The organism is Pontibacter sp. LHS1, from assembly GCF_058932855.1.
Window position 1 is genome coordinate 191,279 of sequence record NZ_JBZYWF010000002.1, and the last position, 21,378, is coordinate 212,656.

The window sequence follows — 21,378 nt, forward strand, 5'->3', positions numbered from 1 at the left end:
GCTCTGCCTTACTGAAAGGCAGATATTGTATTGTAACTAGATTAAAACTATAAAACTATGAAAAAGATATTATATGCAGGTTTCGGTTTAATGTTTGGTATGATGGGCTTAATTGCCTGTGATAACAGTGGAACCGGAACTACAGAAACTGAAGGTACCGTTATACACAAAGATTCTGTTGCTAGTGAATATGAAGTAACAGAGACAGTAGTGGAACGTGATACAACTACCAACACCCGAACAGTGGATGTTGAAAATCAAAACGATAATAATAACAACCAATAAAATAAATTTCAGGATAATGTAACCTACCCTGAAACGCTTCCGTATAAAAGAACGGCTAAAAGTTGAAAAGTTAATTGTTACAGACTAATCTTTTCAATAGAGAACAGCTCCTTTACGAAGGGGCTGTTCTTTTTTTTGCCCCTATACAAATACCCTCTCCCAGCTATAACTTGCTATTCCTTTGCTTTATGCCAGGGCATTGGTTCTTTCTCCTATTTACATGAGAGCTTATAAGGCACTTAAAAGGTTTTTGATTAAAAATACCCAGATATGGGTACTGACACAGATCCTGTTCAGTACCCATATTTGCATTTTATTATACAAGAAAATTCACACCAGTCCCTGATCTTAAATTCTTTTGAGCGCTTATTCACTTCTCCCACGGCTTTGAACCATTAACCAATTCACACCTTATACCCATGAAGAAACATTTACAATTGCTGCTGCTATTGCTTATAGGCTTTGGCCTGAATAGCTGTGAACTTATTAATGACGCATTTGAGGAAGCGCTGGATTTCGAAGGCATCTTTGAGTCACCTGATGGAATGGTGATCGAAGCGATAGGCGATAATGCTTACATCCTGAAAGTAGGCAAGACGACACAGCTTGGAAAAACGATCTTACGTGTTGGCAATCCCTTTATGATCGGCGTGAAGTACAGGAAGTCCAGCGAAGACTGGAGTGGTATCACCTATACCAGCCAAGGCGAAGCAGAGGAGCATGGCTTTAGCTATGATGGCAACAGTATTTATGTTTATCACGGACCAATGGCACTTAGAAACTGGACCAGAACCACCACCAGACCTTCAACTGGTGGCAGCACAGGTGGTAGTACGCCGGGCACAGGGGCCCCAGGCACAGGCACCCCGACCGGTGGCAATATTACCCTACTGGATGTAAAAAATATTGAGGGAGCTCTTAACAGCACCAAAACTTACAAGATTACTGTACCTACAGGCACTAAAAAGCTGGAAGTGGTATTAAGTGGTCTTGAAACAGGTGGTCGTCCATTGTCTGACCTCTTCGTGCGTCGTGGTCAGGCCCCTGTCATTAACCGTACAAATGGTTATAGCTGGACAGCTGACTGCGCCAGTGTGAATCCAAATTACGACGATGAGGTATGCATTTTCAACAACCCGGCTGCCGGCGAATGGTACCTGACCGTATATGGCTACCATGCATATTGGGGAGCTAATCTCAAGGCAGTTATTACCAAATAAAAAATATTTTCAGAAACTCTGTAACCTCCCGTCAACCGCCGCCGTATAAAAGAATGGCTAAAAGTTGAAAAGTTAATTGTTAAAAACTAATCTTTTCAATAGGGAACAGACTCCTGATAAAGGGGTCTGTTCTTGTTTTATACCTACCTCAAGAAATAAAAAGGGAGCCCTGAACAGTCAGGGCTCCCTTTTTATTTCTTAGGCACATGCTGTCTAAAGCGTGTTCTTCTTCAGCTCCGCCTGGAATTTCTTCAACTGCGGATCAATCACTTTCTTATCGCCGACTACCACCAGGGTCATATTTTTAGGCCGCATGTACTTTTGGGCCGTCTGCTGTACCTGCTGTGGAGTAATGGCGTGGATGTTCTGCACCTGGTTCTCCAGGAAAGAATCTGGCAGGTCATGGAGCTTCAGAAAATTAAGCTGCGACACGATACCCCATGGGGAGGAGTTGCGCAGCACAAAAAGGCCGGCTTCATAGTTCTTTATACCTTCCAGCTCTTCCGGTGCAGGCGCCTCTGTAGCCAGACGGTTAATTTCATATAGAATTTCACGCAGCGAGTTTCCTGTGTGTTCCGTGGTTACATCTGCTACCTGAGCCCAGTCCCCTACCCGGTAGCGGGCAGACAGTGAGCTGGAAGGTGAATAGGTATAGCCTTTGTCTTCTCGTATGTTGCGGGTAATGCGCGAGCCAAACGAGCCTCCTAACAGTGAATTGGTGACACGCAGGGCCATGTAATCAGGGTGCGAAGGATCTACTACCGGCAAACCAAAAACAATGGTAGACTGCGGTGCCCCCGGTCTGTCTATGACGATCATATCGCTCTTGGTAACAGGCTTGGCAACCGTAATCTGTGGGGCAGCTCCTTTTCGCCAATCGCTCAGCTGATTGCTAACAGCTTCTTTCATGGCACCCTGGTCAAACTTGCCAGCCACGTATACGGTAGTGCGGTCGGCACCAAACTGCTGCTCGTAAAACTGCTGTACCTGCTCTCTCGTGAAGCTATCAATCATATCATCTGTCGGGAAATCGCGTCCGTACGGGTGGTTCGGGTATAGCGCGCCTCTGAATTTTGACTGGGCAGTAGCACCCGGCTGCTGGCGCAACAGGTTATTCTGGCGCTTGAAGTCATTTTTGATACGAGCCATTTCAGCTTCCGGGAAGGCTGGATTCTTGAGCAGGTCAGACATGATCTCGACTAGTTGCGGACCAAACTCAGACAGGGCAGAACCAGAGATCCAGGTTTCATTGGGACCCACGCTCACGTATACCGAGCCCCCCAGGCGGGCTACTTCCTCAGCCAGCTGCCGTGCATTTCGCGTCGCAGTGCCTTCCTGCATCAGGTTTCCCACGATGTCGGCCAGGCCATTCTGTTTCTCCGTTTCGTGTACGTTGCCTACCTGCACCACCATGCTCACGACTACCTTGGGCACATCGCCGTATGGTACCATCACAGCAGACAGTCCGTTATCCAGGTCGAACTCCTGTTTGGCGGGCAGTTTAAAGTCCCGCGGCTGGCCCCCTTCCGGCGGAGTCTGTTTCTGGGCCATGGCCATACCTGCCGACAGGGTCAGGATGGCGCTTAGTGTTATAGTGAATATCTTTCTGTACATGGCGCTTAGCTTTTAGCAAGTGGGTTAACAACTAAAACAGTGCGGTTGGTCGGACGCAGGTATTCCTGAATCGTTTTCTGCAGCAGCTCCGGCGTCACCTTCCGGAACTCAGACTCCAGGCGGTTGATGCGGGAAGGATCATCGTCGAATAGAGCAAATGTGGCCAGGAGGTCTGCTTTTCCGAAACCAGAGGAGGCGCTTACCTGATCATAGAGGGAGGAGCGCATTTTCACGATCGCCAGGTCAATCAGTTCCTGGTTTATACCTTCCTGCTGCAACTTCTGTATCTCTGCATCCAACACTTTCACGATTTCGTCGGCACTAACATTCTGATCATGGATCAGGCTGCCCATCCAGAGCATCGGGCCGTTGTAGTTAAACATATTGCCCAGGAAAGCGTTGATGCCGCCATCCACAGAGCTGGCGTAGCCCCGCTCCTGCACCAGTGCTTGGTAGAGGCGGCTGTCGTTGCCTTGCAGCAGAATCTGGTCGAGCAGGCCCATGGCGTAATACTCCGGAGAATTGCGCTCAGGCATGTGGTAGGCAAAGGCCAGCGCCGGTCGGTTTGCCAGCTTGTCGTCTTTGGTAAAGCGCTGCTCTTTTTCCTGGCGCGGCTCACTCAGGTCAGGCAGCGAAGGAACATCCCCGGAAGGTATATCGGCGAAGTACTGCTGTATCCAGCGCTTGGCTTCGCTCGTTTCGAAGTCGCCCACCACAACCAGCACCGCATTGTTTGGCGAGTAATAGGTATCAAAGAAAGATTGCACGTCCTCCAGACTGGCAGCGTCCAGATCCTCCAGGTCGCCGTAGAAGTTGTGCGCATTGTACCAGTTCTTGTTGGCGTACTGCGGCATGTCGAGCCACGGAAAACCACCATATGGCTGATTCAGCACGTTCACCTTCACTTCGTTTTTCACCACACCCTGCTGGTTGGTCAGATTTTCCTGGGTGATGTTGAGACCTTTCATGCGGTCAGCCTCTGCCCAGAGCATGGTCTCCAGTTTATGGGCCGGCACGATTTCAAAGTAGTTGGTGAAGTCAAAACGGGTAGAGCCGTTCAGGATGCCACCGTTTTTCTGTACTAACTGAATAAACTCCATCTTGCCCAGGTTCTCCGAACCCTGGAACATCATGTGCTCGAACAGGTGGGCAAAACCTGTGCGGTCTTTGGGCTCAATCCGAAAACCAATGTTATAGTAAACTGCAATAGTGGCTAGCGGTGCCGTCTTGTCCTGCGACAGCACTACCTTCAGGCCATTGTCCAGGGTATAGTAGTCAACCGGAATCTGGTAAGCGGATTCGGTAGCCGTATTCGCCGTGGCTGTATTGACACTCTCAGCTGTGGCCGTGCTTGTCTCGGGGGTTTGGGTGGTTGTCCGCTGTCCGCAGGCACTCAGGCAGAGTACCAGGGCCAGGGCACCCCATTTCACATAGTTTTGATAAGGTGTGTGGTTCATAATGCGCTGATTTTAAGGTTGAGAATAGGGTAAGCCTTAATCCAGAACATAATACGAAAACGAACTAAAATATATGCTAAAAATTATGTTAAATTTTAAAATACATGTTTACCTATATAAAAAAAGCCTGAATACTTTGAAAAAAGTATTCAGGCCTGTCAGCCAATACATTAAGGTTAGCCCCTCCTTATTGCGGCAACAACACCTGGTCGATTACGTGAATAATGCCGTTTGATGTAGGTATAGAGGCTAGTATCTTCACACCGTTCACGGTAGGCTGATTACCTTCCAGACCAAGATTTACGCGGCCCCCGTTCACCTGGCCCAGACTCATGCCATCGTCAAAACGCTCAGCCGGGATCACTCCTACGTATACATGGTATTGCAGAATGTTACGCAGGTCCTTGCGGCTCTCTGGTTTCAGGAGACCGTCTACTGTACCGGCAGGAAGTTTATCGAAAGCGGCGTTAGTCGGGGCAAACGCGGTGAAAGGACCGGCATTGGTCAGGGCATCCACGAGGCCGGCGGCTTTTACGGCAGCTACCAGGGTGGTGTGATCTTTTGATCCGGCCGCTACCTGCACCACGTTCTGCTGCGACTGGTCATCGGCTACGGCAGACTGGCCAGCTGCATGATCCGTATTAGATTCAGTGGCCGCCACAGCGGTGTCTTGCTGGCTGGCTGAGTTGCAGGAAGTCATCAGACCAAAGGCAACTGCTATTAAGGCTACATGTAAACTTTTCATATTTGTTAGGTGGTTTAGTTTGATGGTGTAATATTCCGTAAATTCAAATCACAAAAACATGACAGTGATTAGTCAAAAAGATGATATTGGTTACTATTTACCATGAGAAACAAATCCGAACTGCGTGAGACCATTTTCCGTCACCTGGATGGGATTGTAACAGCGCCAACTGCCTATACCTTGCACAAGCACGGTGTGCTCGGCTACCTACAGCAGCAGCAGACCGCGGGTCTGGACGAACTGGTCGAACGCTTCAAGGCGAACGACGGCTACCTCAATGTGGCGCTCCGTGTGCTCTGCTCACAGGGCTGGCTGGAGCAGGAGCTCGACAATGCGACCGATCAGGTTGCTTATCGCCTGACTGAACGCGGACGTCTGGCTTTCCCATTGGTTTACCTGTATGAAGACGTCGTGAAGCTGATGCAGCTATCGGGCAAGTATCACCCGCGTAAATTTGAGAAGGAGCCTTACCAGCTCTGGGCGAAAGTAGCTGATAAGTATAAAGAGGGCTATGGCTTGTCACTGTCGGACAACGCGGAGGAACGCAGCGTGCAGGAACAGGTGCTGAAACACATCGAGGGCCTGCTGATGGGCCCGACCATCGTGCTGCTGGGCATGAACGGCATGTTCCATAAATACTTCATGGAGAGCCGCTTCAGCCCGGAGGAATTTCACGAAAACCACGAGGACTTCCGCAAGATCCTGGATCTGTTCGCTCACCTGGGCTGGTTCCGCAAAGTGCGCGACCAGTACGAATACACTGAAGAGGGCGTTTTCTTTGCCAAACGGGGCAGCGCCTATGGTGTGACTGTATCGTACATTCCTACCTTCCGCCACCTCGACGAGCTGATCTTTGGCAACCCGAATGTGCTCTGGGATAAGCCGGAAGGCGCACCTGAACTGCACGTGGACCGCGAGATGAACGTATGGGGCAGCGGTGGTGCCCATGCCACTTACTTTAATGTGATCGACGAAATTATCATCGAGCTATTTAACCGGCCAATCCATGAGCAACCCAAGGGCATACTGGACATGGGTTGCGGCAATGGCGCCTTTCTGCAGCACATGTTCGAAGTAATCGAGCGGCAGACCGAGCGCGGCAAAGTACTGGACCAGTACCCGCTCTTTCTGGTGGGGGCCGACTACAACCAGGCAGCGCTCAAAGTGACCCGGGGCAACCTGATTAAAGCCGACATCTGGGCCAAAGTGATCTGGGGAGACATTGGTCGTCCGGACCTGCTGGCCGGGGACCTGCGGGAGAACTACAACATCGACCTGAAGGAACTGCTGAACGTGCGCACCTTCCTCGACCACAACCGCATCTGGGAGCAGCCGGCACACCGCGACCCGAACCGTCTGAGCCAGTCGACCGGCGCCTTCGCTTTTCGTGGCAGACGCATCAGCAACAATGAGGTGGAAGACAACCTGCTGGAGCATCTCAAAAAATGGACGCCGTATGTGGATAAGTTCGGCCTGCTGACCATGGAACTGCACACCATCCCCCCTGCCCTGGCAGCTGCTAACCTTGGTAAAACAGCCGCTACTGCCTACGATGCAACCCATGGATTCTCAGACCAATACATTGTAGAGGTGGAAGTATTCCATAAAGTAGCGGGTGAAGCTGGTCTGCACCCTGACCAAGGGACTTTCCGCCGCTTCCCGGACTCCGACATGGCGACCATCAGCATCAACCTGTTGAAGGGTAAAACCCAGTAAACCTATCCCAATGCTGACCATCCGCAAAGCTGAACTGCGCGACCTCAAAGCCGTCAAAGCCATCGACCAGCTGTTGTTCGGTGCGGACAGTTACCCACTTTTTGTGCTGCGCCAGTTCTATGACATCACCGGCGATTACCTGCTGGTAGCGGAAACAGGAGGTGAAGTGGTAGGCTACATGCTGTCACACCTGGACCTCCAAAACAGGAAAGGCTGGCTGCTCTCACTCGGCGTGCTTCCTGCACACCGGGGCAAGCGCATCGGCGAAAAGTTGATGGCCGCCTCTATGGCTCTGCTGGAGGCGCAGGCCGTCACGATGCTATACCTGACCGTGCACCCTGACAATGCCGTGGGCATCAGCATCTATACCCGGCTGGGTTTTGAGGTGCAGGAACAAGTAGCGGGTTATTACCTGGATGAAAGTCCGCGGCTGCTGATGAGCAGGCAGGTAAATCGTTAGCTATACCTGCGTCTCAGTACAATTCCCATGAGCGGGCCACTAAACTTTAAATGGCCTTTTTGTGTTACAGCTAAACATCGCCATAACACCGGCTTCTCAAAAATAAACTGCATAATTTCGCTAATTAGCCTTATTTTAGGGCATTCAAACGAAGACTGCCCACAGGGCATCGGTTTGAGTATTCAAAAACAATCAATCTAACATGAAAAACACAAAAGACACTGCTAATCTGTCACGGACCGTGAGAGAGTCGTCTGTCTGGAAAAACCGCCTGAGACTATTGCTTTTCGGAGCAGCCACTTTCTGCGCAGTAGAGGTATCCGCCCAGAACGGTGGTAAACCTGCCGGCCAGGCCAAGTTCATCGACAAGTCGAACATGGACACGAAAGTGAAGCCTGGCGACGACTTCTATACCTACGCCAATGGCGTATGGCTGCGCAACAACCCGGTTCCTGCCAAGGAAACCCGCTGGGGTAGTTTTAACCAGCTGCGCGACTTCAACATCATCGCCGTACGCACGATCCTGAATGAAGCCGCTGCCAAAACCAATGCCCCTGCCGGTTCGGTAGAGAAACGTGTAGGTGACTTCTATGCCGCCGCTATGGACAGCGCTGCCATCGAGAAGTTAGGCTATACCCCGATCAAAGCCGATTTGGAGCGCATCAAAGGCTTGCAGGACATCAACGCTGTGCTAAACGAGGTGGCTTACCTGCGCAGCACCGGTGCCGCTGCCCCAATGTTTGGCTTCTATGTGGGCCAGGACCGCAAGAACGTGGAGGTGATGATCCCGCAGCTGAGCCAGGGCGGTACTACTCTGCCTGACCGCGATTACTACCTGAAGAACGACGCCCGCAGCACCCGTATTCAGGATGCCTACAAAACCTATATTACCAAGCTCTTCACGCTGACTGGCACGGACCAGGCGACTGCCCAGAAAAACGCTGAGACCATCTTCAACATCGAGAAGAAAATGGCTGAGGCGCAAATGGCACGTGTAGAGATGCGTGACCCGCACAAGACCTACAACAAATTTGCCGTAGCCGACTTCAGCAAAACCACGCCGAACATGGACTGGAAGCAGCTGATGACGAAGCTGAAAGTAACCGGCGAAGACACCATTCTGGTGAACAACCCGAAGTTCTTCACGGAGCTGAACAGCATGTTAACCTCTACTCCTGTTGCTGACTGGCAGACGTACCTGCAGTTCAACGTGCTTAAGTCTGCAGCGCCATACCTGAGCTCTGACTTTGTGGATGCTAACTTTGCTTTCACGCAGACACTGTCTGGCCAGAAGGTACAGACACCACGTTGGCAGCGCATGTCTCAGTTGACAGATGGCACTATAGGTGAGCTACTTGGCCAGCTATATGTGCAGAAACACTTTAAGCCGGAAGCTAAGGCTCGTATGGACGAAATGATCGCCAACCTGATCAAAGCCTACGAGATCCGCATCAAAGGTCTGGACTGGATGTCGCCTGAGACAAAAGAGAAAGCCCTGGCCAAACTCTATACCTTCCGTCCGAAAGTAGGCTACCCTGAGAAGTGGAAAACCTATGAAGGCCTGGAAGTGAACCGTAACGCCTTCTTCCAGAACGTGCGCAACGCTGGTCAGTGGGGTTACAACGACATGATCAGCCAGTTGGGCAAGCCGGTTGACAGAACCAAGTGGGGCATGACGCCTCCGACTGTGAACGCTTACTACAGCCCGGTGATGAACGAGATCGTGTTCCCGGCCGGTATCCTGCAGTTCCCGTTCTTCGACCCGAACGCGGATGATGCCGTGAACTATGGTGGTATCGGTGCCGTGATCGGCCACGAAATCTCCCACGGTTTCGACGACTCCGGTAGCCAGTACGACAAAGACGGCAACCTGCGCAACTGGTGGACAGACGCTGACCGCGCCCGCTTCCAGGAGAAAGCAGATCAGCTGGTGAAGCAGTTCAACGACTACACCGTGCAGGACACGATCCACGTGAATGGCAAGCTGACCCTTGGTGAGAACATTGGTGACCTGGGTGGCCTGAGCGCTGCTTATGAAGCCTTCAAAATGACGAAGCAGGGCAAGTCGAACAAGAAGATCGACGGCTTTACGCCAGACCAGCGCTTCTTCCTCTCCTGGGCACAGGTATGGAGAACGAACATCCTGCCTGAAACCGAAGCACAGCTTATCCTGACGGACACACACTCACCGGGCAAGTACCGTACGATCGGTGCCCCTGTGAACATGGATGCCTGGTACAAGGCTTTCAATGTGAAGCCAGGTGATAAGCTCTACATTGCGCCAGAGAACAGAATCAGAATCTGGTAATTGGCATCAGCTGATTTTAAAAACCCTCCCGATAGAAATGTCGGGAGGGTTTTTGCGTTTATAGCCTTCCACTACCTATACCTATACCTATACCTATACCTATACCTATACCTATACCTATACCTGAGGCGGACAGAGCTGGTAACCAAAGTGATACCCGAGCGTAACCCAAAAGGATAAGCTTATAGCAAATAGTAAGCTTCCAACCGCAAGTATACCGCCATGTCGCAGCAATTCAGATTGAACATCAATGGTCGTCAGGTTTCTGTCACGGCTGACAAAGACACTCCTCTCCTGTATATCCTCCGGGATGACCTGCAGCTTAACGGTCCCAAATACGGCTGTGGCATTGCCCAGTGCGGCTCCTGCATGGTGCTCGTAAACGGGGAGGCGCGAACTTCCTGTGTGATGCCTGTATCTGCTGTCGGCAATGCGAAGATCTCAACAATAGAAGGTATAGGCACTGCTGAAAAACCCCATCCGCTGCAGCTGGCCTTCCAGGAAGAGCAGGCTGCCCAGTGTGGCTACTGCCTGAATGGCATGGTAGTCACAGCCAAAGCCCTGCTCGACCAGCAGGCATCGCCAGGTATAGATGAAATAAAAGAAGGCATGAACCGGGTGCTTTGCCGCTGTGGCACCCACTCCCGCATACTAAAAGCAGTGCAACGCGCTGCCGGAACCAGTAACAAAGGATAAGCCTCTACATGAAAGACTCCTTCAAACTCCCTCCTGTCAATCGACGCTCCTTCCTGAAACAGTCCGGTCAGCTATTGATCGGGTTCAGCCTTTTCCCGATGGTTATGTGCAGCCCTGGCAATAAAGAAGGCGACCAGACCAAAGTAGAAGAACAGCCCAGCCGGGCCGGTGCCAATGACATCGACTCCTGGATCAGAATACGCGAAGACGGCACCGTCACCGTCATAACCGGCAAGCAGGAACTCGGGCAAGGCATACGCACCGCCCTGATGCAAATGGCGGCAGAAGAGCTCGATGTGCGCATGGACAGGGTGGGCATCATCACAGCGGATACCAGGCAGACGCCTGACGAGCGCTACACAGCAGGCAGTCGCTCGATTGAAAGCAGTGGCCGTGCCATCAGACAGGCCGCTGCAGAAGCCCGTATGCGCCTGCTACAACTGGCAGAAGAAAAGCTTGGTGTGGCGGCAGATCAACTGACCGTAACGGATGGTGTGGTACAGGCAAAAGGCAACAGTCAGCAAAGCGTCAGCTATTGGGAACTGCTTAGCGGTAAAAAGCTCAGCGGAAGTATAAGTGGCAATGCCCCCCTTAAAAACCCAGCCGATTATAAACTGGTCGGAAAGCCTATACCCCGGCAGGAGATCCTGCAAATGGCCACAGGCGGGGAAGTGTTTGTTCATGACCTGCGCTTGCCGGGGATGGTACACGCCCGCATTCTTCGTCCACCTGGCTATGGCGCTACGCTGCAGTCTATACCTGAACAGCGGGTCTCAAAAATGCCTGGTGTGCTTAAAGTGGTGCGGAATGGCAGCTTTGCTGCCGTTATTGCCAGCAAAGAGTACCAGGCAGTACAGGCCTTGGAGGCATTGAAAGCAGAAGCCACGTGGGAGCCGGGCCCTGCACTGCCTCCCCAGGAGGAACTGTTTCAGACCATGCAAAAAATACGCGAAGGGCAAGCCGTGGAAGAAAGCGACAGCATACAGGACACCCTTCAAAAAGCCGCCGACCAGCACGAAGCCACCTATACCCGCCCCTATCACATGCATGCCTCCATGGGTCCTTCCTGCGCCGTGGCCCTGTGGGAAGAAAACCGGCTTACCGTCTGGACGCACAGCCAGGGGGTATACCCGCTCCGAAACTCCATCGCAGACATGCTGCAGCTCGACAAAGAGCAGATAGACGTGATCGGGGTGCCCGGCGCAGGGTGCTACGGGCATAACGGCGCTGACGACGTGGCAGCCGATGCCGCCTTGCTGGCACGCAGTCTGTCCGGCTACCCGGTAAGGGTACAGTGGATGCGCGAGGACGAGCACAGCTGGGAGCCTTATGGCTCTGCCATGGTCCTGCAGCTACGGGCCGGCCTGGACAAGCAGGGGAAAATTGTCGGTTGGGATACCCAGATCTGGTCTGACTCCCACAGCACCCGCCCGGGTGGTGAAGCCGGTCACTTGCTGGCAGCTCAATACCTGGAAGACCCGTTTGAGAAACCAACTGGCGGCTACTCAGGGGGCAACCACCGCAATGCGAGTCCGCTCTATGATATGCCGGATCTGCGGGTAGTTTCCCATCCCTTCACAGGCCCATTACGAACCTCAGCATTGCGTGCACTGGGTGCATACGCCAACATCTTTGCATTGGAGTCTTTTATGGACGAAATGGCTATGCTGGCAAAGCAGGACCCGCTGCATTTTCGGATGAAGCATCTAAGTGACGAACGAGGCCGCGCAGTGTTGGAAGCTGCCGCAAAAGGAATAGGCTGGGATAAGCGCTCTAAAGCCAATCATGGACTAGGTATAGCCTTTGCGCAGTACAAGAACGAGGCTGCTTACTTTGCAGTAGCGGCCGAAGTAGTCTATAACAGGCAGGCGAAGGAACTGCAGGTGATCCGACTGATAGGTGCCATTGATGCCGGACAGACCATCAACCCTGACGGACTTAAAAATCAGACAGAGGGCGGTATGATTCAATCTGCCAGCTGGACGCTACTGGAGCAGGTCACCTACGACAACAGCCGCGTGACGAGCCGCAACTGGGATACCTACCCCATCCTGCGGTTCAAACAGGTACCGGAAGTAGAAGTGCTGGTGCTGGACCGGCCGGAGCTGCCTCCCCTGGGTGCCGGAGAAGCAGCGCAGGGTCCGACCGCTGCCGCCATCGCTAACGCCATCTACCGCGCGACAGGCAAACGTGTGCGTGACCTGCCCATCACCCCCGATAAGATCCAAAGTTATAAGGCCTAATGGCAGCAGACTTATACCTATACTTCATTTTTAACAGTATTCTGCAGACCCAGCACTTCACTGGTCCAGCCGCGTACCTTGCGCAGCAATTCAGCGTCCTGTGCCAGCGACTCGCCATAGGATGGGATCATCTCTTTCAGCTTCTTCTGCCATGCTTCGCTCTGCATTTTCTCCGGAAAGCAGCGGTGCAGCAGGCTGATCATAATTGAAACAGCCGTAGAGGCGCCCGGAGAGGCTCCCAACAGGGCTGCCAGCGAGCCATCGGCACCAGCGACTATTTCGGTGCCAAACTCCAGCACACCGCCACCTTTCGGGCCTTTCTTGATGACCTGTACCCGCTGCCCGGCTACTTCCAGTTTCCAGTCTTCACCGCGGGCCTCAGGATAATACTGTCGTAAGGCCTCTACCCGCTCGTCCGGAGACTGCCGCACCTGGTTGATGAGGTACTGCGTCAACGGAATGTTCTTCACGCCGGCAGACAGCATCGGGTGCAGGTTGTTTACCTTGAGTGAGAGCGGCAGGTCAAAGAAGGAACCGTTTTTCAGGAATTTGGTCGTGAAGCCGGCGTAGGGACCAAACAGCAGTTCCCGCTTGCCGTTGATAAAGCGCGTGTCCAGGTGGGGCACTGACATGGGCGGGGAGCCAACAGAGGCCTTGCCGTATACCTTGGCATGGTGTTGTTCGATCACCTCCGGATTGGTGCACTTGAGCCACTGGCCGCTCACCGGAAAACCGCCGAAGCCCTTGCCCTCCGGTATACCTGACTTGAGCAGCAGCGGCAGGGCTCCGCCACCAGCGCCTATAAAGACGAAATTTGCTCTTACCTTGTGCTTCTGTCTGGAATCACGGTTCCTCACACGCACGCTCCAACGGTTGTCAGGTCGCTGTTTCAGTTTGCGGACATCGTAACCGAAGTGCAGGTGTACGCCCTCCATTTTGCTCAACTGCTCAAACATGCAGCGGGTGAGCGTACCGAAATTCACGTCTGTCCCCAGGTCCATGCGCGTAGCCGCTACTTTCTCCAGCAAGTCGCGCCCTTTCATCACCAGCGGAATCCAGGACTTCAGCTGTTCGCAATCCTCTGTATACTCCATCCCCTCAAACAGGTGGCATTTGGTAAGGGCTGCATGTCGCTTTCTAAGAAACTCCACATTGGCATCGCCCCACACGAAGCTCATGTGCGGAATACTCCGGATAAAGTTCTCGGGAATCTTGATGTGGTCTTCCTGGATCAGGTATGCCCAGAACTGCCGTGATAATTCAAAGGACTCGGCTATGCTGACAGCTTTGGAAGTATCGATTGTACCATCCGCTTTTTCAGGGGTGTAATTCAGCTCACAGAAGGCAGCATGACCGGTACCGGCATTGTTCCAGGCGTCTGAGCTTTCTGCCGCCGCTTCATCTAATCTTTCGAGCACCGTGATCCGCAGATCAGGCTGCAGCTCTTTTAGCATCATGCCCAGTGTGGCACTCATAATTCCCGCTCCTATCAGTACTACATCCGCCTCCGAAACATCAGGCAGTCCTTGTCCAGTTTTCATAAAAATTCAAGCTTATTGTTCAGTAGCTATACTACGTAGTTGCCTGTCTTAGGTATGCTATCCGAAAATTATTCTAATTTTTTCAAATTCCGGACTAGGGGCCAAAGGATATACCGGGTGGGTGAACAGCTGAAATCTGATAGTGAACGACTAATGCTCCTTTCTTTGAACAAGCGGTTTACAACATTTTATAAACACCTTGAACTCAAACACTTATATTGCGGTTGGTAAATCATCACAACCCAACCACAACGCTACTAAAACCTACTGACAGTACAGCTGTCTGATGAAACAAATGTTAAATATGAGTACCTCCATTTTGAATTTTACCTCCCCCCAGTATGCTGGCTCCAGATCACCCTATCCAACCACTGACCAGCAAGAAGCCGACATTCTCTCCGTGCGTTTTTGTCCGCAACTCAAACTGCTGTGCTGCAAGTGGGAACGCTCTACTACTTCAGCTGAGCTAAAGCAATCAGTTCGCCTGCTGGCCCGGGCAGTTGCCATCCTTAAGGCAGAACTGCTGCTAGTCGAAATACCGGTGCAATACCACGTGTCACCCGAAGACCGCCAGTGGGCTAAAAAATTCATGTGCGATGCGCTACGATATACTTCAATCCGGCGGGTAGCCCGTGTAGTGCCGACACAGGAGCAGCATAACCTGGTGCGGGAAGCAATTCTGACGCTAGGTGATATGCCTTATGAATCCAATATGTTTGATGACCGGGAAGAGGGCTTGCGTTGGTTGCTGGGCAATGAATACAAGGCAGTATCAGGTGAAGAATTTATCCGGGTTCCGCTTCACTTCAATTTGAAAATGATACGGTCAGGACTGAAGACCAGAGGCCAAGCCGCTGTACCGGTTGCTCCTGCTCAGAGCGGTAATCCGACCAGCGTGCCTGAATCCCTTCCGGACCTGATCACCATTGAAACAGACTTTGTGTCGATCCTACTGGACAAGACGAAAAGCATGATGAACATCCGCTGGAAAAAAGCGCCGCAGAGCAGACAGTACCGCTATGGCATGCTCAAGGCAGCCCGCGCACTGATGGAGCACCGTTTAGAGCGACTACTGCTCAATAACCAGCGCCTGGGCGTGCTCACGCTTGAAGATCAGGGATGGTTGATTTCTACATCGCGGCAAATGCTCCCTAAACTGAATTTGCGAAAGCTGGCGGTGATCACCTCTGCGGATGCCCTGCAGCAAATGAGCAGCGAAAATATAGGCAAGAAGCTAAAGCAGGCCGCACTAAAGCATCAGGCCCATTACTTCCTGGCAGAGGAGGATGCCCTGGAGTGGCTGACGGTGGACTAAGGGAGCTTGATTTGTACAGGCAATGAAACAGTGAAGGTAGTGCCCTCCCCTTCCTTACTTGTTACAGCTACCGTGCCACCGCTGTTGCTTACAATACGCTTGACTATGTAGAGGCCAATGCCGCTACCCTGCACGTGCATGTGCATCCGCTTAAACAACTGGAAAACTCTGTCCTGTCTGCCCGTTGGGATGCCCAGGCCATTGTCCTGCACACTCAGCAGGAAACGGTCCTGCTCTACTGTAGTCCGGATCTTAATGTGGAGTTGACGTTGGGGCGCATGGTACTTGATTGCATTGCTCATCAGGTTGAGCAGTACGCTTTTGAAGTTCTTCCGGGAAAATAAAATGCGCGGAGCCTCCTGGGTATCTACTTCAATCACGGCACCGGTTTTGTCTATTTCAGGCTGAAGCAGCTGCTGTACATCGGCTACCATGTCTGCGACGCTAAGTTCGCTCGCCTCCTGTCCAAAGCTGCGCTGTATGCGGGCTACTTCTGTCAGGTCTCCGATGGTGGCCTTGAAGCGCTCTACCGATCGCCGGATGTGATCCAGTTCGGGCACTTCTCCCAGTTGCTCCTGACTGAGACTTTCCTCCAACAGGTTAACCAGGCCCTCTATGTTCAGGATTGGTGACTTGAGATCATGCGAGGCTGTGTAGACAAAGGTGTCCAGGTCTTCGTTCACTACCCGGAGTTCTTCGTTCAGTTTCTGCAGTTCCTCCACATGTGCCAGGGTGCGCTGCCGGGCCTGTGTGGCCTCTGTCACATCATTTACAATCGCGATCTTATAAGGGGAGGAACTCTCAGCATCAATATCACCGATCGATATCTCCAGAAACTTGCGGCTATCTCCTTTACCCAACTCAAAAATGCGTTTCTGCTTGCTATGGTAACCGTCCGAAATAAAATCCTGCAGAGCGGCCCGTTCACTTTCAGGAAAGTGATCAGCAAAGGCAATGCCTAGTATATCCCGGTCGGTGCGGCCCAGCAGGCGCACAATGTAGTTGTTCACATTAAGCACAGTGCCGTCTTTTGCCAGGAGCGCAGCCCCGATCGGCGCCTCATCCAGTACGCGGGTCATGTAGTTGACCCGGACTTTCTCCATGTAGTTAGGCGTAAAGGCCGTGATGGAAGAGCCGGCGGACCGGATGCGCACATAGCTGCGACGCTGTTCAGTACGTTGCACAGCGTCCTCGACGATCGGAACTAAGCCGGTACCGAGTTCATTCGTAACGGCCTGTATGGTCGGCCCCACAAAGGGAGCAAACTGCAGGGCGTTCTTTACTTTCTGATGGTTTGCTTTATCATTGATCAGCAGGATAGAAATGGCCTTGTCCCTGGAATAAGACTCCTGTGCGATCCGGACCGGGTTCAGCACCTGCTCACCCACCAGCAGCGTGTCACAAGCTGTCAGATTAGCTTTGTTTCCCAGTATATCCTCTTCCCTGACTGCCTGCAGGTTGATGTCCTCCAGCTCTTCCTGAAAGAGGTGCAGGGTATCTTCGTGCAGTCCTATGTAATAGACACATTTCATCTTGGTCGCCAGGTTTAGCTATCCAGAATAGGTTGATCGAGCAGTGCCCGTCCGAGCCAGGTATAAAGCAGGTCAGTCGTCGGTGCCATCACATGGGCGGCCCGCGCATCGCGCAGCAGCACATCGAGGCGGGAGTTGTCGCGGTAGGCAATGCCGCCGGCCAGTGTCATGGCTTCATTCACCACATCTACGGCACAGTGCGCTACCTCTGCTTTAGCTGACAAAATAGGCAGCACAGCCGCCGGGTCACCCTGGTCGGCCAGTTCGGTGGCATGATAGATCAGGCGACGGGTGCGTTCGATCTTTGCCCACAGCGTACCCACCCGGTGCTGCAGCAGGGCCAGTTGTGAAAGTGACATGCCGCTGTGGCGATGCGTCCGGTCCATCAGGTGCTGACGCACATTGTCAAAGGCTGCCTGCGCTATACCCAGGTAAGTGCCCGACATGGCGGTCAGGAAAAATGGAGCCACCACCTGAAAAACGTACCAGAGCTGATCACCCCGCTCACCCAGCAGGTTTTGTACCGGTACCCGCACATCATTCAGGGTCAGGCTGCGGGAAGAGTTGCCACGCATGCCCAAGCCTTTCCATTCAGCACCCCATTCCAGGCCACTGCGGTTCTTTTCGACTACCACGCAGGAAAACTCATGCAAAGTGGCATCAGGCTCTACCCCCATCGTGGACACCACATAGGAGTCCGCTTTGCCTCCGTTTGTCACAAAGGTTTTGCTGCCGCGAATCAGGTATTCTTCATCGGACTGAAGCAGGAGCTGCGTCTGCGGGAAATAAAAGTGCGACCCGGTGCCGGGTTCGCTCAAGGCCAGTGTGGTCAGGTGTTCCCCTGCCGCAATCGGCTGCAAAAACTCCTTCCGCTGTTGGTTTGTCGCCTTTGCCGCAATCACCGCCGTGCCAACGCAGTGCATGCCAAAGCAAAGCGCCGTAGAGGCCGACACACTGCCTATGGTTTCACAGGCACGTGCCAGTGCATAGAGCCCCTGCCCCATGCCGCCTTCTTCGCGGGGCACCACCAATCCGGCCAGACCATTGCGCTGCAGGGCGCTGATACTTTCTTCGGGCCACAGTGCCTCCTGGTCCACACGGGGAGCTTCCTCTTGAATGACGGTTTGAGTCGTCTGGCTTACCAGCTGCAGGATCTGATCTAAATTCATGTGACAGGGCATTGGGTGACCGGCTTCAGGTATAAGATACTACCATTAAATAACGCCGCTAGTACAAAACTACCTATAATATCGGGCTATAACTAATTCACACATCCCGGTGCTTGCTGCCTCAGATAAAGAAATAACAGGCAGGATGGTGCGTACGAAATCACATACTCCCTTTTAAAGGTACAGGTTTAAGGATGTCTGGTACTGAGCACAGGAGTCATTGCACGTTAGGGACAAATTGAATAAAATGCAGGTTAATTGTGTTGTAAGCCGTGGCTCGGTGACAAATCCAGGTGTCCTGAATATGTTTTTTCCCGTATGGCCTCTGAAAAACCAGTAAAGGTATGGCGTGGTTATTGCCTGCTTCCTGGCGGCAGCTGCCACAGCAGTTGCGCAAAACTTACCTTATATGAAGCGTTTGCTCGTAAAGCTAATAAGATTAATTACATACGGCCTTCTTGTGCCCGTGCTCACGTTTCTGGGCACGCAATTTCGCCTGTTCTTCCAAAGTCAGAAGCCAAAGCTGACAGCCGCTTATTGGCAGCAAAAATGGCAGGCTGTACGTCAGTTTAACCCCTTGAAGCCTCGTCTGTCAGAAGTACGGTCTATACTGCGCTTTGCCCTGAAAGGAGCGCTCTTTCTGCTGCTCGCATTCACCATCTTTTACCTGGCAGTGTTTACAGGTATAGTGGGTGGTGCCGTTCCTTCGCGGGCGCAGTTGAAGGCGATCCAGAACAACACCGCCTCTGAGGTATACTCAGCTGACAGGGTGCTGCTCGGGCGCTACTACATCCAGGACCGTACCAACATCCGGTACGATGATATAGCGCCTGTAGCCATTGACGCCCTGATTGCGACGGAGGACGTGCGCTTTTATGAGCATGGTGGCGTGGATACCCGAAGCCTGGCACGTGTATTCGTGAAGACACTGATGATGGGTCAGGAAAGTTCTGGCGGAGGCAGTACCCTCAGCCAGCAGCTGGCCAAGAACCTCTTTCCGCGCAAAGGCTCCCGCCCCTGGGACATGCCGGTCAACAAGATGCGTGAGATCATCATTGCCCGCAAACTGGAGAGCATTTACTCAAAGCAGGAACTGCTGGAGCTATACCTGAACACCGTGCCGATGGGTGGCAACCTTTACGGCATTGAACGGGCTTCCCGCCGGTTCTTCAACACAACTGCCGACTCGCTTAAGACCGAGCAGGCGGCCGTGCTGATCGGTATGCTGAAGGCCACGACCAGCTACAATCCGCGTCTGTACCCGGAGCGCTCACTTAAGCGCCGGAATGTGGTACTCAACCAGATGGCCCGCTATGACTACCTCACCCCCCAGCAGGCTGACTCCCTGAAACAGCTTCCGCTTAAACTGAACTACCGCTATGTCACGCATAATGATGGCATGGCCCCTTACTTCCGGGAGCAGCTGCGACAGGAACTCGTGCAGTGGGCTGCAGCCCAGCGCAAGCAGAATGGTCAACCTTACAATCTGTATACAGACGGGCTGAAAATCTATACCACGATCGACTCCCGTATGCAGCGGCATGCCGAACAGGCGGTGCGCAAGAAAATGGCGCAGCTGCAGCAGCAGTTCGATGCGCACTGGAAAGGCCGTACCCCCTGGGGCTCAGATGCCTCGGTGATTCAGCTGGCCATGCAGCGCTCTGACCGCTATAAGAAACTCAAAGCAAGCGGAGCCTCCGACGAGGAGGTACTGGAGAACTTTCGGCAACCGGTGAACATGCCGGTTTTCAGCTGGAAAGGCAACAGCAACAAATCCATGACCCCGATGGACTCCCTCGCTTACTACCAGCGCTTTCTGAACACAGGACTGCTGTCGATGGAGCCTGCTACCGGCTATGTCCGCGCCTGGGTGGGTGGCATCAACCACCACGCTTTTAAATATGACCACGTACGCTCCCGCCGGCAGGTAGGCTCCACTTTCAAACCGTTTGTGTATGCAGCCGCACTCGAGAAAGGTATAAAGCCCTGCGATTATTTCCCGAACGAGCTTACGACTTACCCCGAGTATGACGACTGGTCGCCCCGGAACTCCAACGGGCAGTATGGCGGCGAGTATACCATGCGGGGAGCACTGGCGCAGTCGGTCAACACTATTTCAGCACATCTGATCCTGGAAACAGGTGTTGACCGTACCGTCGCATTGGCCAAGCGCATGGGTATACAGCAGGACCTGCCACGGGTACCTTCGCTGGCACTGGGCACGGCTGATCTTTCGCTGTTGGAAATGGTAAGCGCTTACTCGGCTTTTGCGAACGGTGGGTATAAGACGGCGCCTATCTACATTGAGCGTATAGAGGACCGGCAGGGCCGCGTGATTCATCAGCATCGCAGCGGCAGCGGAACCCAGCGGGTGCTGTCGCGTGACAATGCGGCCATTATGCTGCACCTGCTGCAGGGCGTGGTGGAAGAAGGCAGCGCTGCCCGCCTGCGTACGGAGTATGGTCTGCGCATGGATATTGCCGGTAAAACAGGCACGTCGCAGGAACACGCGGATGGCTGGTTCATCGGCATCACCCCTGAACTGGTAACCGGTGTTTGGGTCGGGGCAGAAAGTCCGAAAGTGCGGTTCAGAACGATCAGCGAAGGCCAGGGATCCCGCACGGCCATGCCGGTATGGGGCGAGTACATGCGCCGCGTCGCCCAGGACAAAGAATTTGCCAGCCTGCACAGTGGTCGTTTTGCTCCGCTGCCCTCCCACCTGCAGGGCATGCTTAGCTGTGAGTCTTACCGCGATGCTCCACCTGAGCCCGAGAATATATTTGACCGGATAGCCGACCGGGTTGTAAAAACCTATGAAGATTGGAAGAACCAGGCAAAGAGCAACCGCGAACGGAAGCAGGAAGAAAGGCGGCGAAAGCAGGAAGAGAAAAAGAAAAAGCGAATCCGCTGGTTTTAAGTCAGGTATAGCACTAGCATCCGAGGTTTGCTTTTCGTCGCTCCGGCTTCCGGCAGAAATCTGAAATGTAGCCATTACATTGAAGGACTCCCAATTTCTTTAAGTTAGGCTCGCTTTCCTCTACCCAATGTCCATGCTTACTTGAAATGACTATCTAATT

Annotated in this window: 15 protein-coding genes; 9 read left to right on the forward strand and 6 right to left on the reverse strand. The window is 52.9% G+C overall.

The features are described from left to right. The first annotated feature begins 57 nt into the window (after positions 1 to 57). Together AC5FXQ_RS05200 and AC5FXQ_RS05205 are read left to right on the forward strand one after the other, a co-directional pair. Positions 58 to 285, forward strand: a complete 228-nt coding sequence (locus tag AC5FXQ_RS05200; RefSeq protein WP_493601432.1) for a hypothetical protein — start codon at positions 58 to 60, stop codon at positions 283 to 285. 419 nt (positions 286 to 704) lie between these two features. Then, positions 705 to 1,505 carry a PPC domain-containing protein gene (locus AC5FXQ_RS05205; RefSeq protein ID WP_493601433.1) on the forward strand — a complete coding sequence of 267 codons (801 nt, stop codon included), beginning with the start codon at positions 705 to 707 and terminating at the stop codon, positions 1,503 to 1,505. A 213-nt stretch (positions 1,506 to 1,718) separates the two neighbouring features. On the opposite strand, the gene AC5FXQ_RS05210 is transcribed toward AC5FXQ_RS05205, so the two are convergent. The 3 genes from AC5FXQ_RS05210 to AC5FXQ_RS05220 form a co-directional block, all read right to left on the reverse strand. Then, positions 1,719 to 3,119 carry a M16 family metallopeptidase gene (locus tag AC5FXQ_RS05210; protein ID WP_493601434.1) on the reverse strand — a complete coding sequence of 467 codons (1,401 nt, stop codon included), beginning with the start codon at positions 3,117 to 3,119 and terminating at the stop codon, positions 1,719 to 1,721. Positions 3,120 to 3,124: 5 nt separating this feature from the next. Beyond that, entirely contained in the window at positions 3,125 to 4,576 is a 1,452-nt protein-coding gene (locus AC5FXQ_RS05215) for a M16 family metallopeptidase (protein ID WP_493601435.1), read from the reverse strand. A 187-nt stretch (positions 4,577 to 4,763) separates the two neighbouring features. After that, the gene (locus tag AC5FXQ_RS05220) at positions 4,764 to 5,321 is read right to left on the reverse strand and encodes a fasciclin domain-containing protein (RefSeq protein WP_493601436.1); all 558 of its coding nucleotides are present in this window, start codon (positions 5,319 to 5,321) and stop codon (positions 4,764 to 4,766) included. A gap of 102 nt (positions 5,322 to 5,423) precedes the next feature. Between AC5FXQ_RS05220 and AC5FXQ_RS05225 the strand changes: the two genes are divergently transcribed. The 5 genes from AC5FXQ_RS05225 (at position 5,424) to AC5FXQ_RS05245 (ending at position 12,744) form a co-directional block, all read left to right on the forward strand. Beyond that, on the forward strand, positions 5,424 to 7,037 hold the full coding sequence (locus AC5FXQ_RS05225) for a class I SAM-dependent methyltransferase (protein ID WP_493601437.1): 1,614 nt from the start codon (positions 5,424 to 5,426) through the stop codon (positions 7,035 to 7,037). A gap of 10 nt (positions 7,038 to 7,047) precedes the next feature. Beyond that, complete coding sequence (locus AC5FXQ_RS05230) at positions 7,048 to 7,497, forward strand: GNAT family N-acetyltransferase (RefSeq protein WP_493601438.1); 450 nt, start codon at positions 7,048 to 7,050, stop codon at positions 7,495 to 7,497. A gap of 376 nt (positions 7,498 to 7,873) precedes the next feature. Next, positions 7,874 to 9,805 carry a M13 family metallopeptidase gene (locus AC5FXQ_RS05235; protein WP_493601797.1) on the forward strand — a complete coding sequence of 644 codons (1,932 nt, stop codon included), beginning with the start codon at positions 7,874 to 7,876 and terminating at the stop codon, positions 9,803 to 9,805. Positions 9,806 to 10,027: 222 nt separating this feature from the next. Next, positions 10,028 to 10,501, forward strand: a complete 474-nt coding sequence (locus AC5FXQ_RS05240) for a (2Fe-2S)-binding protein (protein WP_493601439.1) — start codon at positions 10,028 to 10,030, stop codon at positions 10,499 to 10,501. 8 nt (positions 10,502 to 10,509) lie between these two features. Further along, positions 10,510 to 12,744 (forward strand): xanthine dehydrogenase family protein molybdopterin-binding subunit, encoded by a 2,235-nt coding sequence (locus tag AC5FXQ_RS05245; protein WP_493601440.1) that lies wholly within the window; start codon positions 10,510 to 10,512, stop codon positions 12,742 to 12,744. A 17-nt stretch (positions 12,745 to 12,761) separates the two neighbouring features. Here AC5FXQ_RS05245 and AC5FXQ_RS05250 read toward each other — a convergent pair whose 3' ends face one another. Next, positions 12,762 to 14,285 (reverse strand): malate:quinone oxidoreductase, encoded by a 1,524-nt coding sequence (locus AC5FXQ_RS05250; protein ID WP_493601441.1) that lies wholly within the window; start codon positions 14,283 to 14,285, stop codon positions 12,762 to 12,764. Positions 14,286 to 14,571: 286 nt separating this feature from the next. On the opposite strand from AC5FXQ_RS05250, the gene AC5FXQ_RS05255 reads away from it, so the two are divergent. After that, positions 14,572 to 15,600, forward strand: a complete 1,029-nt coding sequence (locus tag AC5FXQ_RS05255) for a hypothetical protein (protein ID WP_493601442.1) — start codon at positions 14,572 to 14,574, stop codon at positions 15,598 to 15,600. Here AC5FXQ_RS05255 and AC5FXQ_RS05260 read toward each other — a convergent pair. After that, complete coding sequence (locus tag AC5FXQ_RS05260; RefSeq protein ID WP_493601443.1) at positions 15,597 to 17,132, reverse strand: sensor histidine kinase; 1,536 nt, start codon at positions 17,130 to 17,132, stop codon at positions 15,597 to 15,599. The genes AC5FXQ_RS05255 and AC5FXQ_RS05260 overlap by 4 nt on opposite strands. A gap of 14 nt (positions 17,133 to 17,146) precedes the next feature. Continuing rightward, a complete protein-coding gene (locus AC5FXQ_RS05265; protein ID WP_493601444.1) occupies positions 17,147 to 18,301 on the reverse strand; it encodes an acyl-CoA dehydrogenase family protein in 1,155 nt (384 codons plus the stop codon). A gap of 409 nt (positions 18,302 to 18,710) precedes the next feature. Between AC5FXQ_RS05265 and AC5FXQ_RS05270 the strand changes: the two genes are divergently transcribed. After that, the gene (locus AC5FXQ_RS05270; protein WP_493601445.1) at positions 18,711 to 21,218 is read left to right on the forward strand and encodes a penicillin-binding protein 1A; all 2,508 of its coding nucleotides are present in this window, start codon (positions 18,711 to 18,713) and stop codon (positions 21,216 to 21,218) included. The last annotated feature ends 160 nt before the right edge of the window (positions 21,219 to 21,378 follow it).